Consider the following 15,649-nt stretch of genomic DNA (forward strand, 5'->3'; position numbering starts at 1 on the left):
TTTTATCCATTATTAAGATTTCTATATTTTTTGGAGATATTCCTTCACAACTAACAAACCATCATTGTTGAAATTCCTCAATCATTTCTATTTATAAACAAAAAAGAGAGAGTCCTAAAAACTTTTCTTTGGGACACTCTCTTTCTATTTTTCATTATATATTAGAGTACATGTCTATAATTTTAGCTGCTGCCCTTCATATGCCTTAATGTCTAACGGTGCAGTCAAGAAGTCTTTTGCTTTTGCTACGAACTTAGTGAAGTGATCGCTTGAGTTATGGCTGGCAACAGCTTGCATATCCTGCCAAATTTCTATCATCAAAAATACATGTTCATTTTCTACATCTTTTTGAAGGCCATAAGAAATATTTCCGTTCTCTTCTCTTGAAGCGGCAATAAGCGGCTGGATTTCCTCTAGAAATAGATTCTCCTTTGCTGGGTTTATTTGGAATGTAGCATGGACGATAATCATTGAACCTCAGGTCCTTTCTTGTTTATATTTCATTACTTCCATTGTGCGACTTGGTCAATTGGGAGGCGTACAGATGGATGTCCGTTATCTGCTGCTTTACCAATGGAGATCAACATCACTGGAATATAACGTTCTTTATCTAAACCAAAAGCTTCGGCTATTTGATCTTTTTCATATCCTCCCATTGGATTTGTATCATAGCCATAAGCACGGGCAGCTAGCATTAATTGCATAGAGACAAGACCGCCATCAACCAAAGCAACATCTTTCATTTCTTCGCGTGAAGCAGTTTCATAATAACCTGAAAAAGATGCATGAATTTGTTCTTTTACTTCTAAAGGCATCAATCCTTTATCTACAGCTGCACCGTAGATTTCTTCGAATTTCTCAAAATTATTTAAATCACCAAAAACAGCAATAACTGCTGATGATGTTTCAACCTGGGTTTGATTAAAACGGGCCAGTGGAGCAAGTTTTGCTTTTGCTTCAGGGCTTTCAATCACAAGAAAGCGCCATGGCTGCATATTAACCGAAGAAGGAGCAAGTGTTGCTAATGTAAGGATTTCCTCCATCTCTTCGCGGCTAATTTTTACATTTTTATCGTAACTTTTTATTGAACGGCGTTCTGTTACGATTTTATAAAAATCATTTGTTACTGGTGCTGTAGTCTTAGTAGCCATTCTTATATTCTCTCCTTATTATCTTAAATTTTTACTTAAATGTTTGAAAAACAAATACTTATACATTTTAGACAAAAATAATTTAAAATGTCTAAAGTGTTTACTTTGTATACCATACTCCTCTTTTCTTTTGTTGTAAACTGAAAAGAATTGGAATACCCATAAATTAATTTACCTTACTGGATATGATATAATTTCAGGATAAAAGGAGTGGTACTTTTGAGAAAAATTGCACCTGATGAAAGACAGAGGTTGAGAAAAGCCTATGTAAAAAAGTTGATCCATGTCATTCGTACTCAAGGATTCCTTTCTCTTACCATTCAAGATATTGCCGATTTAATGAATTTGAGCCGAGCTTCCTTGTATAACTATTTTTCTTCAAAAGAAGACATCATTATGGAGCTAACTAATCTCTGTATTAATTATATAAATGAATTTGGTCAGACCATTTCCAACGAAGAATTGTCATATTCGCTTCGTTTTCAAAAAGTGTTTGAACAAGCAGTTTTTTCAGCTGCATACATGTCAGATATTTATTTGAATGATTTAAAAAGAAGCTGTCCCCATCTTTATGAAAAAAAGATGCAATCAAGAAAAGAACAATCTTCTATTATTCACACCTTTTATCAAAATGGTATGAAAGAAGAAGTTTTTAATGAATTGAATGCCTCAATCCTAATTATTCAAGATGAAATTGTTCTGGAGAGATTTGTTAATACTTCATTTTTAACGGAAGAGGGATTGCCCTTGAAACAGGCCCTATTCGATTATTATGTGGCGAAGAAAACCCAGATCTTTAAGCCTGAATACTTGCAAAGCACAGAAAATGAGGATATCAATGCAATGGTGGATTGTGTACTGAAAAAACTAGCAGCGATTTAAAAATAGTCTTATATTTCAGATCCCAATTGAAGGAAAATCAGTTAAAAATATTTAAACAAGAAGATTAATCACGATAGGGAGATGATTTTTATGAAAAGAATTCCAGTTAAAATGGTGAGGAAAGATTTGTTAGATATCCCTCAATATTCGCTTCCAGCCGGATTTCGAATAAGGTTATTTGAAAAAGGGGACGAACATAATTGGACTCGTGTTGAAACAAGTGTAGATGAATTTAAAAACGAACAAGCTGCACTAGAACACTTTAACAAAGAATTCGGGCCACATTTGGACGAAATGTCACGAAGATGTGTTTTTATTGAGAATGGAGATGGAGAAGTATCCGGCAGAATTCATTGGGTAGGTATTGTTCCAGAATATCAAGGGAAGAAACTTTCAAAACCATTACTTAGTGCTGTTATGAATATTTTGGCCAATAATCATTCAAAATGCTATCTTACATCGCAAACGACAAGTTACCAAGCAATCAATATGTACTTAAACTACAGGTTTGAACCTTTACTCACCGAACCAAGCTGTCATGAAGCCTGGTCTTTGTTAGAAGATATTTTAAACCGAAAAATACTAAAGTAACATTATTAAGGTTGGTTTGTTTAAACACGGTATTGAGCTATTCTTTTTATCTTCCTCTATTATTTGTGAAAGGAATTGAGAAAAGTAGAAAGGAAGTTTTGAGGAAGATGGATACATTGATAATTCATTGCCTCTTTAGCATACTTTTCATATTCTTTAAACTTACTTTTATCAGATGGATGACTAACTTCATCTAGTTTAAGAAGATCCTTTAGAATATTTTCTACTGCACCATTATTACTCGAAGCAACATTAATTAGGCGAAATCTTAAAATCGAGGAAGACATCAAAATAGACGAATATTTTAAATACATTAGTTCCAGGAGTTGTTTTTGAAGTTCTTGTATCTTCTTACAATTGAATTGCTACTAAAAGTTATGCTAAAAACTGGTATAATAGTAGAAATCAAGCCTTACCTAGTAAAGATTTGGAGGATAGACGCTTTGAAAATCTACAATAAACAGAAATTTTTTACAGGGATAATAGGTATTTTTTTTGTATTAATAGCTTTAATCTCTTTATTAATAAAAGGATATGATTTAAAATTTTCCATTTTAGCGATACTTATTTTTTTGATTTCTGTTTCTAGTATTCGTAGAAGTATTTCAAAACAATTGACAATACAAGATAAAATTGAAGAATTAGATGAAAGAAATCAAGAAATAAAACTGAAAAGTAATGCAATATCATTCAAAATTATTCAATATACGGTAATTTTTTTAGAAATATTATTTATCATTTTCTATGCTATCTTTAAAGCTGAAATGCTTATTTGGATTATTTTGGTTTTATCATTTGTTGTATTCGTTACGTTTGTATCTGAAATTCTAAGTAGTAATCATTATAAGAAGAAGGTTTAAAGACGGAGGCTATTAATTTTTCTTGTAATACAAGAACGAATGTTCTATAATCTAATTAAATTTGAAAACGTACTGTGGAGGAAATTATGTTTTTAATAGAATATGAAAAACAATTTAAGGAAAAATTAGAGAACTATTCTTTATCCAAAGAACAGCTCCAGTTTACAGGAACCCCTTCCAAAGCTGTAGAACTATCAAATTCAGATATAGACCGACATCCCATTTTGGCTATTGAAAATAATGAACTTGTAACATTTTTTGTACTTCATAAAAATGAAGGCGTAAAACCTTATTCAGAAAATAGAAAGGCGATTCTGTTGAGAACGTTCTCCACTGATTTTCGTCATCAGGGGAACGGGTATGCTAAACAATCCCTTTTTCTATTACCCCAATTTGTTCGTACACAATTTCCACATATCAATGAAATAATATTAGCCGTGAATGCGAAAAATATCTCGGCCCAAACATTGTATAAAAAATGTGGTTATAAAGATGAAGGAGTTAGAATAATGGGTAAAAAAGGTGAATTAATTATAATGAGTTTTTATTTGTAGTTGAGAATAAAGTAAATGCATTATTTAAAAAAGATGCTAATTCATTTCATATCTTTCTAAAGTGTGTTCTTCAATTAACTCAATATTATTTTTTCATTTAGCATAAGTAAATATTTGTTCTTTTATATTCGTAAATAAGACAATATCTTTAAATCAGATAATGTTATCCATTTTACATCCGTTTGATTTTGGTCGGGGGTTTTTTGGAAAAAGCATCCTGCTTATTCAGCCGTTTAAAATCCACAATATCATTCAGAAGTAATTCTTAGAAAATACCCATCTGGATCAGCAATTTTAAATCCCCTCCTGTTAGAAGATACCTACTTCTTCCCCAACGAAAAACCGTGAAATAACTTTCCTCCAAAAGGTTGCAAAATATTCTCAACTAATTGTATTACTTGATTTTTGTCACCAGTCTTGTAAAAAATATCAAATGCCTCTACAAATTGCTTTGCGAATTCTTCGTCATATTGTTTTAATGAACGAACTACCCACTTGGATGCACCAATCCATTTACGGTTCGTTCTCAATACAAATTCGCTTACCAATTCTGCAAGTGTATTTGCTATAAATATATCTTCCGCTCGAATAGAAGAACCTATAAAATCGTCCAGTGCGTCCGAAATAAAATAACGCTTTGCATTTATCGTTTCTACTGACCATTCCGCTGGACCTTTTTCAACGATTTCTTTAGCCTCTTTTTTGATAGAATCTATGATTCCATCGTCTTTTAAGACCCTTCCCTCTGAAATCATTCTTGGCATCGAAGGTCTCGCTCTTTCATAATCATTTTTAAAAAAGTGCTTATAAGAGGTTAAATTATGTACAAAGACCTCTATCGCCCAACCAAAATCCATTAATGACTCTCTATAAGATGAAATAACGCTTTTGTCGAAAATAACAATATCAAGGTCAGATGTTTCTGTAGCTTCACCTCGAACTACACTCCCAGCTAATAACGCTCCTTGACAATTTGGAAAATGCTTACGGATAAACTGTTGTGCTGCTTCGATTGGGCTTAACTTAATTAAATCACCCATTGTTCCCACCTCTATTTGATTTATTTCTGGAAGAGTATCTTTACTGAAATATTTAAAATTTATATTCTTAAAGACTACTTATTTTTCAACTTAAACGTTTCAGACTTTCCATCCCATGTGATGATAGCGTTTATATCTTCATTTTCTTGAACAACTGAACAGCCATCACAAGAATGTCCACTACCACTTAATACACCACTCTCAGTTAGTGGCTCGTTACCGCTTGATTTCCCCGAGGCAGTTTCAATACTATATGAATTTTTTTTAGGAATAGGGTCTTTTCCAATATATTTTATTGTTATATTAGTAGATTCGCTATCTTCATCTAGCACCGTTACTCTATAATTTATATCCCAATTGCCGCTCCTACCAACAAAATTCATCACTTTTATTTTTGAACAAGCCGTTAAAAATAAAGAAAAGAAAAGAATGATAACTAAGAATTTTTTAATCATACAAATCCCCCCATTCTTTATTTTACTTCGCTTGATTGTTCCATTATTCCTTTTTTTAAAATCTTGTGCTAATTGGAAATACTGTAAATAACCAGTCATCCCAATAACCATACATGTTGAAATGGTTAGTAGGGAGAGAATTTTTTAGAGACTAACCATATGTAATAGAGGGGTTATTCAGCTTGCAATACATTCTCTTTTTTTCTTCGGTAAACAGTATAGAACTAACGGATTATGTAGTTTCATGAAATTTCAAGTGGTATAATAAAATAAACTATTCATGGAAGAGGTGAATGTCAACATGAATACAGCTAAAGAGCGATTGCTTAAAATTATAGATGAAATACCTGAACAAGAGATAAATGAAATTTTGGATTTTGCAGAATTCTTAAAAGCGAAAAAAGAAAAATTCTTATCTGAAGATTTAACAAAGGCAAGTGAAAGTAGTCTTGATTTTTGGAATAATGATATTGATGACGAGGTTTGGAATAATGTATAAACAGGGAGATATTGTTTTAGTTCCTGTTCCATTTAGTGATTTAACAAACAGGAAGCAGCGACCTGTACTAGTTATTTCAAATGATAATTACAACAAAATAACTGAAGATATAGTTGTCGTTGGAATTACTTCACAATTAAAGGATCTTGATTATTCAATAGTAATAAACTCAAAAGATTTAAATGAGGGTGAACTTAAAGTTACCTCAGCAATTCGTGCTGATAAAGTTTACACACTTTCAAAAGATATTGTCAGAAAAAGGTTTGGACAAGTGAACTCTGAGGTTTTGAAAGGCGTTCGGACAAAAATAAACGAGTTATTAAAATAATTTTTGAAAAGAAGGCTGCCAAACAGGCCTTTTTAGTATGTAAAGAGCTTTCAAATTTTACTTTTCAGAAGAACTTCACTTAAAGTAACTGGCGCTTATCTCATATAAGTAAGCTAAAAATACCAAGTTGTTATACATAACTTGGTATTTTTTCATGCTTACCTACTAATTATCGATCAGATAAATGTATCAGGTGTATTTATGACCCGAAAGCTTTAGCATCAATACATCATAAACAAAACAAAAAGGCCCGCTATAAAAGAAGGCTTAAGGGACTTTAATTTTCATTTATATATGTACACTTCTGACTGTATCCGATTAGGAAAAACGTGGATCATTCAGTAATCGTTGCATTTCTTCCATATGTCTAGTTTCATCGGAAATAATATCTTCCAGTTTAACGACTAATTCGATTAATCCTAATTTGTCAGCTTGTTCACGACGTACTTTATAGCGGGCAATTGTTTGTTCCTCTGCTTTACGCGCCTCTTCAAGCATTTCCTTAGCATCCTTTACCGGTTTTACTTCTGCCGGTTTAGTTGTTGGCTGACCGCCAAGATTAATAATTTTTTCTGATAGGTAAAGAGCATGGCCCTGCTCATCAGGAATTTCTTTTTCAAACATAGGTTTTAGAATTTGATAGTAAAGACCTTGTACCGCAGAAGCATAATAAGTATATTGAATGGCAGCTGAATATTCTCCACTCAAATCTTCATTTAATCCGTCAATAAGTTCTTTCATTTCTTTTTCCATCAGTCAGTCGTCCTTTCATTATGTATTATCTATCATTTACCCTTTTTAAAATAAAGTTAAACATTCATTCGGAGTTTCAGATGTTAGTTCTATTTACATGGAATTTCTTGAATGTCTACGCGCCACTTGTTGAATCGGATCCCACGGACTGTTATATGGAGGTGCATAACTGAGATCTAAATCTGTAAGCTCGGTAATGGACATTTTATTGAATAGTGCGGTTGCCAAAACGTCAATACGCTTGTCAACACCATTTTTCCCGATAATTTGCCCACCGAGAAGTAGATCATTATCCTTTCGATAAATCAATTTGATAGAGAGCGGGCTTGCCCCTGGGTAATAATCAGCGTGATTTTTCACTTCTAGTGAAATTGTTTGAAATGGAAACTGAAGAACGCTAGCTTCTTTTTCAGACAATCCTGTTTTTCCGAGTGTTAGATCCATGAACTTAATAATGGATGAACCGACAATTCCTCCGAAAGCTACTCCATTACCAGCCATATTTAAACCAGCAATCCGCCCTTGTTTGTTGGCTGTTGTGCCAAGAGGAATGTAATCGTCTTGCTTTTTAATACGATGGTATTGAACAGCGCAATCCCCTGCAGCATAAATGTCTTTCACGTTCGTTTCCATATAACGGTTCACTTCAATGGCCCCGTTTTTCCTTAAACGGATATCCGTCCCTTTCAAAAAAGTTGTATTCGGATGCACTCCTATTGAAATTAACACTAAATCTGTCTCATAGCGCCGCTTGTCTGTTACAATCGCTTCTACCGTTGTTTCCCCAACTATTCTCTTCACATCTTCCTCTAAAATGACTTCAATTCCCTTATCCTGTGCTTCTTTATGAATATGTACTGCCATATCCTCGTCAAAAATTGATGCAAGCTGTTTCCCTCGTTGGATAATTCGAACATGTTTCCCTAGTTTGTGAAAGTTTTCAGCCATCTCAAGACCAATATAGCCTCCACCTACAATTGTTACATCGTTTATTTCTTCTTTGAGACTATCTAAAATACGGTGTGTGTCCGGAATAGTCTTTAATACATGAACATGTTCAAGTTCGACCCCTTCCCACTCCGGTAAGTTTGGACTCGCTCCAGTAGCAATCAACAATTTATCATAGGATTGACAGAATGCTTCACCTGTTTTCGTATGAACGCCATACACCTTTTTTTCGCCTGAATCGATGCTTTTCACTTCACAATATAAATGTGCATCAATCCCATATTTTTGTCGGAAGGTCTCTACACTTCGCGCGATGACCTCATCTGTTGAAGAAACGGTTCCACTTATCACATATGGAAGTCCACATTGCCCATATGAATAAATTCCCCCTTTCTCAAGGGTAACAATCTCCGCATCCTCCGCATTACGAACAATTTGCATCGCTGCACTCATCCCTGCTGCATCCCCGCCGATAATCACATACTTCATTTTTTCACCTCCTCGTATACCTCTCTTTGTTGAAAAAATTGACTGAAGTCCTGTATCAAAAGGATAGAGCTGATACAATTAGTTTTAGCCTTTCGTATTTTTTCATGCGTCTTTCGAATTAAACCGCCTTCGGTTATAACTGGACGTCAATGTTTCCGCGTAGAGTAAGGACAAACTTAATGGGCTGCCTTAGCAAGCTCCTCAGCTTCCTTTTGGCTTACACCTTTATGTTAAGTGGCGGCCTCCATCATCCAGATCCTTTAAAAAGCTTACACTGGCTGTTGTAAGTTGAATCGATCTCCTTTTTCTTTTGCGAAGCCACCGAATTTAACGCTCCATCGAAACAGACTGAGTAAGCTGCCGCGAATAACTGTTCAGGATTTGACCCCTTTTTGTCCGACTTTTCAGTAGGCATTACTAAATCTAGATCAATTAACCCATCATCCGATCTCACATTGCCACTCCGTCCACTTTTTTCCGTAGCATAAGATGTACTCACTTAAAATAACTCCTTTATATTCCGATAATTAGTGGATTCCCTTTTGTCATTGTTTAAAACATAGGTCTTACAGAACGGTTCACCACCTCCATTTAAAAAGAAGTCTAGACCTTAATTAAGTAGCAGTGAATGTATTATAAGCGGAGTTTTTCCGGTTAAATACAGGATGGGGCATGTTTCGGGGGTATATAAGCGGAATTTTTCCGATTATGCAAAGCAAAATCCCCCATTTTCACGTTTTTACAGCCAATAGGCGGAATTCCTCCGTCTATTCAACCCATTTTCAATGCTATTAAGCTAATTAAGCGGAATTTTTCCGACTATTGGTCAGATCGGATGTTTAACCCGATCCCCCAATCGATATGAGCGGATCCTCTTAATTCCCGATGCGGGAATCAGCATCTTTTTATCAACTAGTCGAGACAGTACTTTTTTCACTGTCTTGTCACTTAGTTTCAAATACTTCTCGACTTCTATAGGGGATATGGTTTCTCCTTTTCGAATCGCTAACCGAAGGACTTCCTTTTTGAGCAAAGACAGAGATGCCTGGTCCAATTCATCACCCAGCCATCGGCCAATCACCTGCTGAACAATCTGTTGGCATCGACGAGGATTTTCCTTTACTTGATCATAAGAAAAACGGATTACTGTCCATCCGTCAATCACCAATTGGTTTTGACGTTCCAGGCTGTCGGAAAATTGCCATCTGCTTATGTTCTTTAGATGAGGACCATACCCGTCGATCTCAAGGCATATCCGGATACCTGGACGAATATATGCAAAATCTAAATACCTTTTGCCATCCTTGAAATCATTGACTTCATATTCTGGATGAAGATACTGGAAATGGTAAAATAAAGGCCACCATACTTTTTTTAAAAATAACATTTCAGCCTGGTTATGACCTTCTTGTAAGCGACGTAACCGCTCTCCAGTTCTTGCCTGCAAGTGAGCATTCAAAAAGGCCTGGTATTCTTCTTTAAATCCCATAGATTTCTCCTCCTGTCCAGTTTTTTGTAATAATCATCTTTCAATGCAAAATCTCCACAACCGGGGCATTTAATAGCTTACATCATTTGATGTTTATTCATTTGAACTTCGGAAAGATTTTTAAAATTTATGAGTGTTTAAGCGAGTGAAAATAAGTGGTTTAATGTAGTTTCAATTGGGGACAAAGAAAAAGGGAAATAAAGACTTGCGTTTTAGCTTATATAGAGGATTCTAATTTTAGTTTAATAGACTTCTTAAATTTGTCAAACTATTTCCTTTATTTCAGGAGAGGCATTTGGCTAAATGCCTCATTTACTTATGGATAATGTTAACTAGCACGCCCATATAGCCGTTCTTTAAAGGATGCTAATTCAATTCATATCCCTCTAAAGTATATTCTTCAATTAACTCAATACTATTTTTTCCTTTTACATATGTAATTATTTGTTCTTTAATATTCGGGAATAGAACAATTTCATTCAGCTCAGATAATTTTATCCATTTAACATCCGTTTGATTTGGGACGGGGTTATTTGGCAGCGTTGGAATAAATCCATCCTTTATCTTACATTCAAACATTAACTGTAAAGAGTGCGTTTCCCCAAATTTATTTGAATTTAAATGGGGAGCATACTCATAAACAATGGCCAGGGGACCAACTTCTACTTCAATCGAAGCTTCCTCTTTCGCTTCCCGTTTAACTGCTTCAATAACAGATTCATTGGGTTCCACTCCACCTGCTGGCAAATTATAATGCAACCCCCTTTCATCTTGAAACTCTACTAAAAGAATCGAATCGTTTTCGATAATGAGCGCACACGCTCGCACTCTAATAGGATAAGTCACCTAATCACCACCTTCATCATATTTATCAAAATAATAGAAACACATTTTGATCTCTTATTTCCGTATACACTATATTTCTATAAAAACCTTCCTTCCGCTTCTATTCGAGGTTTCAGATTGTCGTACCGCTTCCCGTACTTTCATTAGATTGAAAAATGTTTCGGGTGAAGCCAATGTTAATCGTTGCTCAGTCACTAACGTCATTAATTTGTGAAATGTCTCTTGCCATTTTTGAACCGAAACTTGTTTATTCCAGTGACGAAGGTGAAATAGTTTAACATTTACTTTCGTCCGCATTGATACTTCCTTCCATTGAATTTGCATACCAGAAAGCAAGCCAATTGTTAGAAAGTTGCCTTCCGGACGGACACAATATGCAAGCTGGGTCCCATCTAAACCACCAATTGAATCAATCGCCGCATGTACACCTTTTCCATTTGTTATTTCCATCACCGATTCTTGTAAGGGCATAACTGAAGTGTCTATAACATGGGAAGCCCCTAGTTTAAGCAGCTCCTCAGTATAAATAGGATTTCGTGTCACTGCGATAAATTGAAACCCTATGATTCTAGCAAGCTGGGCAAACAACCGGCCAATTGCAGATCCCGCTGCATTCATTAATAAATAATCACCTGGTCCTAAATACAATATTTCAGTGCAAATAACAAAAGCTGTAACCGGATTAATATAGAGCTGGGCAGCGATTGTATCATCCATTTCATCGGGAATAGGAATTAACCACTTAGCTGGCGCCCTAACAACTTCTTGCCATGTCCCTTCCCCTCTTAACGGAAGGACACGTTTACCAATTAGGTCATGCGAAACAGAAGGACCAACCTCCTCTACAATTCCTACCCCTTCATATCCTGGAATGGCAGGCAGTGAAATGCGGTGAGAATAAGACCCTCTAATCGGAATCAGATCAGACGGATTAATTGGGCACATTTTCATGCGAACAAGAACTTCCCCATCAGCGAGCGGATCTATCCGCTGATTCATAACGATTAACACATCTTCCGGTTTTCCAAATTCATGAAACATCACTCGGTTTGCTTTCAAAATTAAAACTCCTTCATTTTCGCGGATCTTTTTCAGTATACAATGTCCAATCTATATATAGATTAGTATTCTCGAATCCCTCCATTTTTCCTTCCTTTTATAAAAAATGGCAGTTGACTTTATAAATGTATCAACCATATAATACACATACAAGGTGTATGAACTAATTAATACATACACACGAACATGAGGAGGAACCTTTTATGGAAATATTAACTGTTCGGGATTTAGGGAAAGTGTATAAAGGGAATGTGAATTATGAAGCCCTTCGAAATATCGATTTAACGATCAATCAAGGCGAGTTTGTAGGGATTATGGGACCATCAGGAAGCGGGAAAACGACTTTATTAAATATGATTTCGACGATTGACCGCCCAACTTCCGGGGAGATTCGTATCGGCGGTGAGAATCCCTATCGCTTGTCCCATCAGAAATTGGCGATTTTTCGCAGACGCGAATTAGGATTTGTCTTTCAATCTTTTAACCTGCTTCCAACCTTAACGGTGAAGGAAAATATTGTTCTTCCATTAACATTAGATGGTGTGAGCATTGAGGAGATGAACAAAAGAGTAAACCTTTTTGCTGAAAAATTAGGAATCACTTCTATTTTAGATAAACGGACCTATGAAATCTCCGGTGGACAGGCCCAGCGTACAGCAGTTGCCCGTGCCCTTATTAATCGGCCAAAACTTGTTCTCGCCGATGAACCTACCGGAAATTTAGATTCAAAGGCAGCACAAGACGTAATGGAAATGCTAGAAAAACTAAATAAGGAAGAACAAGCAACGATGATGCTCGTTACCCATGATGCAGTTTCTGCTAGTTATTGTCAGCGTGTTGTTTTTATTAAAGATGGGCAATTAGTGAATGAAATTCGAATGGGTACGAATCGATCCGAGTTTTATCAAAAAATCATCGAGAATCTTTCACGAATTGGAGGGACTGCAAATGAACCTTCGCCAATTCGCGATTAATAACGTTCTTCGAAATAAACGGACGTATTTAGCCCATTTTTTGAGCAGTGCATTTTCGGTCATGATCTTTTTCATCTATGCGTTGTTACTATTTCATCCCGAGCTACAAGGAGAACTTAAGTCAACCAGTGACATGATTAGTGCATTAGGAACGATGGGAATGAAAGTAGCGCAAATTATCATTTTCATTTTTTCATTTTTCTTTTTGCTGTACTCCGTCAGTGCTTTTCTAAAACTGCGGAAAAAGGAATTTGGTATTCTTATGATCCTCGGCATGTCCCGAAAGAAATTTTATCGTCTTCTTTTTGTCGAAAACATGATTATTGGATGTGCTGCAATTATTGCAGGGATTGTTGCAGGGACTTTCCTTTCGAAGTTTCTTTTAATTATAAGTGCGAACATACTTGCGATTGAAAAAGGGTTATCTTTCTATTTTCCAATCAAGGCAGCATTAATCACTGCGGGTGCATTCCTCCTGCTCTTCCTGTTAATTTCGTTATTTACTTCTAGATTGGTAAGAACAGGGACTGTCTTAGAACTTGTGAAAGCAGAAGAAAAACCGAAGCCTGAACCGAAAACCTCACCATGGTTATCACTCTTAGCAATTGTTTTACTAGCAGCAGGATATGGTATGGTGCTTTGCTTTGCCATTCTACAAATTATTTCACTTGGCTTGTTGTTATCCGGAGTCGGTTTGACGATTTTGGGAACATACTTTTTATTTACGCAATTTAGTGTGTATTCGATACGAGGCTTAAAGAAGAGAAGCCGCTTCTTTTTTAAGAAGACAAATATGGTGACGATTTCGGAATTTATGTACCGTATGAAGGACAATGCTGTTATGTTTTTCCTTGTATCTGTCATTTCTGCTTCAGCATTCACGGGAATTGGAACATGCTTAGCTTTAGGAAACTCAGGATTATCCGAAATGATCAATCCGTATGCATTTAGCTACACATCGTTTGGTGAGAAAGCGGATAAACAAGCAATCGAAACCATTAAAGAAGAACTCACAAAAGCGAATATTCCATTTGCGATGGGATCGTTTAAACCAATTTATACGACAAATGATACGACCTTGATTAAGCTTAGTAACTATAATGAAATGGCTAAAGCACTTGGTTATCCAACAGAAACTGTTTCAACGAATCAAGCCATTCTCACTCCAACAACTGTTAAACAAAAAAATGATTGGCGAATTCATGGACAAACCACAAAGCAACTAGAGATTGTTCAAGAAAAAATGAATGTTGACGTTACAATAAAAAAAGCCTTGCCATACATCGTTTTTCCAGAAGTAGGTAGTACAACTATTATTGTTTCGGATAAAATGTACGAAAAATTTTTAGAAGGAGACGAATCCAATTATAGAGATTATCGCTTTGTCGTAAAAAACTGGCAGGAAACAAAAGAAGTGGCTCAAAACATCACTAAGAAGTTGAATCCAGACAACTATAACTTTAGTTCACTCGTATTAAATTGGTTAACGTCTAAACAAGAGAACGGTCTTTTGCTCATTTTAAGCGGGCTAGTCGGAGTTGTGTTCTTTACGTTCGCTGCAAGCTTTATCTATTTCCGCCTCTATGCAGACTTAGACCGCGACATCCAGCAATATCGAATGATTTCAAAAATCGGACTAAGCAAAAAGGAACTCAGCCAAATCGTGACCCGACAACTCGTACTCCTATTCTTCTTGCCAATCGTCATGGCCATCATTCACGGCTCCGTTGCCTTTTTCGCCCTGCAACGACTTGTTGACTTTTCAGTATTGAAATCATCAATTATCATTTTTGTAACCTTTGGGGCAGCTCAAGTCGTTTACTTCTTCATTGCCCGTTGGCGGTATTTGAAGCATTTGTATACGAAGATGGTGTAAGAAAACATTATATTAACAAAAATGGTAGTTATCGCTGAAACTGAGTAAGTTATTTGCGAAAGAACATCATCCAGGAATCGCGATCCCTCTCTTTTCCTTCTCGAATCTGCTCCATTCGAGAAGATGAGGACGCGGTTCCTTTTCTTATCTGCTCGAATACGCTTCTTTCGGGTAGTTGAGGAAGCAGTTCCCCCTCTTATCTTCTCGAATACGCTTCTTTCGGGTAGTTGAGGACGCGGTTCCTCCTCTTATCTTCTCGAATACGCTTCTTTCGGGAAGATGGGGATGCGGTTCTTCCTCTTATCTTCTCGAATACGCTTCTTTCGGGAAGATGGGGATGCGGTTCTTCCTCTTATCTGCTCGTATCCGCTTCTTTCGGGTAGTTGAAAGTGCAGTTCCTCTTCTTATCTACTCGAATCCACTTCTTTCGGGAAGATGAATCGCGATTCCCCAGGTCTATTAATTGTTATAAGATACAAGCCTTACTAATACAACATCATTTACCTTCAAACGCTCACTTCTTTTTAGAGTTTGCACTTTCAAATTCTACAACTAACAACCCAAAGCATATGATTGCAATAAGTAGCAATATGGATGGAAATACATATAATCCCGGTGTGTATTTCACCGATGAGTCTTCTTTTAAACCATATAAATAAATGAATAATACAAAAGAAACGGATAATGCAATCGTCCCAGTTAATGCTTTCATGATTTACTCCTTATTATAGTTTTTCTTCATTATATTTAATTACATAATAAATCACTGTTGTTATAGTCTCGATAACTAATCCAATATATAAAAATATTATTTTTAAAATGTGTTACTCCAACGACAGAAAAAACCAAACCAAT

18 protein-coding genes and 1 pseudogene are annotated in these 15,649 nt (G+C 35.8%); 8 read left to right on the forward strand and 11 right to left on the reverse strand.

The genetic code is table 11. The annotated features are described in order from the left end of the window. Positions 1-174: 174 nt before the first annotated feature. Positions 175-471, reverse strand: coding sequence for a putative quinol monooxygenase (locus tag B5V89_RS05745; protein ID WP_066231745.1), 297 nt, complete (start codon positions 469-471; stop codon positions 175-177). A gap of 32 nt (positions 472-503) precedes the next feature. Beyond that, complete coding sequence (locus tag B5V89_RS05750; RefSeq protein ID WP_108070884.1) at positions 504-1,151, reverse strand: nitroreductase family protein; 648 nt, start codon at positions 1,149-1,151, stop codon at positions 504-506. A 219-nt stretch (positions 1,152-1,370) separates the two neighbouring features. On the opposite strand from B5V89_RS05750, the gene B5V89_RS05755 reads away from it, so the two are divergent. From B5V89_RS05755 to B5V89_RS05770, 4 genes are all read left to right on the forward strand, one after another. Continuing rightward, the gene (locus tag B5V89_RS05755; protein WP_181294613.1) at positions 1,371-2,033 is read left to right on the forward strand and encodes a TetR/AcrR family transcriptional regulator; all 663 of its coding nucleotides are present in this window, start codon (positions 1,371-1,373) and stop codon (positions 2,031-2,033) included. A 90-nt stretch (positions 2,034-2,123) separates the two neighbouring features. After that, positions 2,124-2,624: a GNAT family N-acetyltransferase gene (locus tag B5V89_RS05760; protein WP_108070888.1), complete on the forward strand. Its 501-nt coding sequence runs from the start codon at positions 2,124-2,126 to the stop codon at positions 2,622-2,624. A gap of 443 nt (positions 2,625-3,067) precedes the next feature. Beyond that, entirely contained in the window at positions 3,068-3,484 is a 417-nt protein-coding gene (locus tag B5V89_RS05765; RefSeq protein WP_107920191.1) for a hypothetical protein, read from the forward strand. 86 nt (positions 3,485-3,570) lie between these two features. Continuing rightward, positions 3,571-4,038 (forward strand): GNAT family N-acetyltransferase, encoded by a 468-nt coding sequence (locus tag B5V89_RS05770; RefSeq protein WP_108070890.1) that lies wholly within the window; start codon positions 3,571-3,573, stop codon positions 4,036-4,038. Positions 4,039-4,358: 320 nt separating this feature from the next. Here the strand turns inward: B5V89_RS05770 and B5V89_RS05775 are convergent, their stop codons facing one another. Together B5V89_RS05775 and B5V89_RS05780 are read right to left on the reverse strand one after the other, a co-directional pair. Beyond that, positions 4,359-5,078: a nucleotidyltransferase domain-containing protein gene (locus B5V89_RS05775; RefSeq protein WP_108070892.1), complete on the reverse strand. Its 720-nt coding sequence runs from the start codon at positions 5,076-5,078 to the stop codon at positions 4,359-4,361. A gap of 74 nt (positions 5,079-5,152) precedes the next feature. Then, positions 5,153-5,533, reverse strand: a complete 381-nt coding sequence (locus B5V89_RS05780; protein ID WP_108070894.1) for a hypothetical protein — start codon at positions 5,531-5,533, stop codon at positions 5,153-5,155. A 301-nt stretch (positions 5,534-5,834) separates the two neighbouring features. Here B5V89_RS05780 and B5V89_RS05785 point away from each other — a divergent pair, with 301 nt between their 5' ends. Both B5V89_RS05785 and B5V89_RS05790 read left to right on the forward strand, forming a co-directional pair. Then, the gene (locus B5V89_RS05785; RefSeq protein WP_107920934.1) at positions 5,835-6,032 is read left to right on the forward strand and encodes a DUF2281 domain-containing protein; all 198 of its coding nucleotides are present in this window, start codon (positions 5,835-5,837) and stop codon (positions 6,030-6,032) included. Next, positions 6,025-6,360 carry a type II toxin-antitoxin system PemK/MazF family toxin gene (locus B5V89_RS05790; RefSeq protein ID WP_066231731.1) on the forward strand — a complete coding sequence of 112 codons (336 nt, stop codon included), beginning with the start codon at positions 6,025-6,027 and terminating at the stop codon, positions 6,358-6,360. The genes B5V89_RS05785 and B5V89_RS05790 overlap by 8 nt, the downstream gene beginning before the upstream one ends. A gap of 318 nt (positions 6,361-6,678) precedes the next feature. Here the strand turns inward: B5V89_RS05790 and B5V89_RS05795 are convergent, their stop codons facing one another. The 6 genes and pseudogenes from B5V89_RS05795 to B5V89_RS05820 form a co-directional block, all read right to left on the reverse strand. Then, on the reverse strand, positions 6,679-7,113 hold the full coding sequence (locus tag B5V89_RS05795) for a ferritin-like domain-containing protein (protein WP_066231728.1): 435 nt from the start codon (positions 7,111-7,113) through the stop codon (positions 6,679-6,681). A 93-nt stretch (positions 7,114-7,206) separates the two neighbouring features. Continuing rightward, positions 7,207-8,550 carry a CoA-disulfide reductase gene (locus B5V89_RS05800; RefSeq protein ID WP_108070896.1) on the reverse strand — a complete coding sequence of 448 codons (1,344 nt, stop codon included), beginning with the start codon at positions 8,548-8,550 and terminating at the stop codon, positions 7,207-7,209. 179 nt (positions 8,551-8,729) lie between these two features. Beyond that, positions 8,730-9,049: pseudogene (locus B5V89_RS05805) on the reverse strand (Ohr family peroxiredoxin); the annotation flags it as partial. Positions 9,050-9,376: 327 nt separating this feature from the next. After that, a complete protein-coding gene (locus B5V89_RS05810; protein ID WP_108070898.1) occupies positions 9,377-10,039 on the reverse strand; it encodes a hypothetical protein in 663 nt (220 codons plus the stop codon). A 366-nt stretch (positions 10,040-10,405) separates the two neighbouring features. Beyond that, on the reverse strand, positions 10,406-10,885 hold the full coding sequence (locus B5V89_RS05815; protein ID WP_108070900.1) for an NUDIX domain-containing protein: 480 nt from the start codon (positions 10,883-10,885) through the stop codon (positions 10,406-10,408). A 69-nt stretch (positions 10,886-10,954) separates the two neighbouring features. Continuing rightward, a complete protein-coding gene (locus B5V89_RS05820; protein ID WP_108070901.1) occupies positions 10,955-11,944 on the reverse strand; it encodes a zinc-dependent alcohol dehydrogenase family protein in 990 nt (329 codons plus the stop codon). A gap of 203 nt (positions 11,945-12,147) precedes the next feature. Between B5V89_RS05820 and B5V89_RS05825 the strand changes: the two genes are divergently transcribed. After that, entirely contained in the window at positions 12,148-12,918 is a 771-nt protein-coding gene (locus tag B5V89_RS05825; RefSeq protein WP_108070903.1) for an ABC transporter ATP-binding protein, read from the forward strand. Further along, positions 12,893-14,794, forward strand: coding sequence for an FtsX-like permease family protein (locus B5V89_RS05830; RefSeq protein ID WP_108070905.1), 1,902 nt, complete (start codon positions 12,893-12,895; stop codon positions 14,792-14,794). Before B5V89_RS05825 ends, B5V89_RS05830 begins: the two co-directional genes overlap by 26 nt. Before the next feature lie 514 nt (positions 14,795-15,308). On the opposite strand, the gene B5V89_RS05835 is transcribed toward B5V89_RS05830, so the two are convergent. Further along, on the reverse strand, positions 15,309-15,506 hold the full coding sequence (locus tag B5V89_RS05835) for a hypothetical protein (protein WP_107920925.1): 198 nt from the start codon (positions 15,504-15,506) through the stop codon (positions 15,309-15,311). Positions 15,507-15,649 lie beyond the last annotated feature (143 nt).

Origin of the sequence: Heyndrickxia sporothermodurans (genome assembly GCF_003055045.1) — a bacterium.
Taxonomy (GTDB): domain Bacteria; phylum Bacillota; class Bacilli; order Bacillales; family Bacillaceae_C; genus Heyndrickxia; species Heyndrickxia sporothermodurans.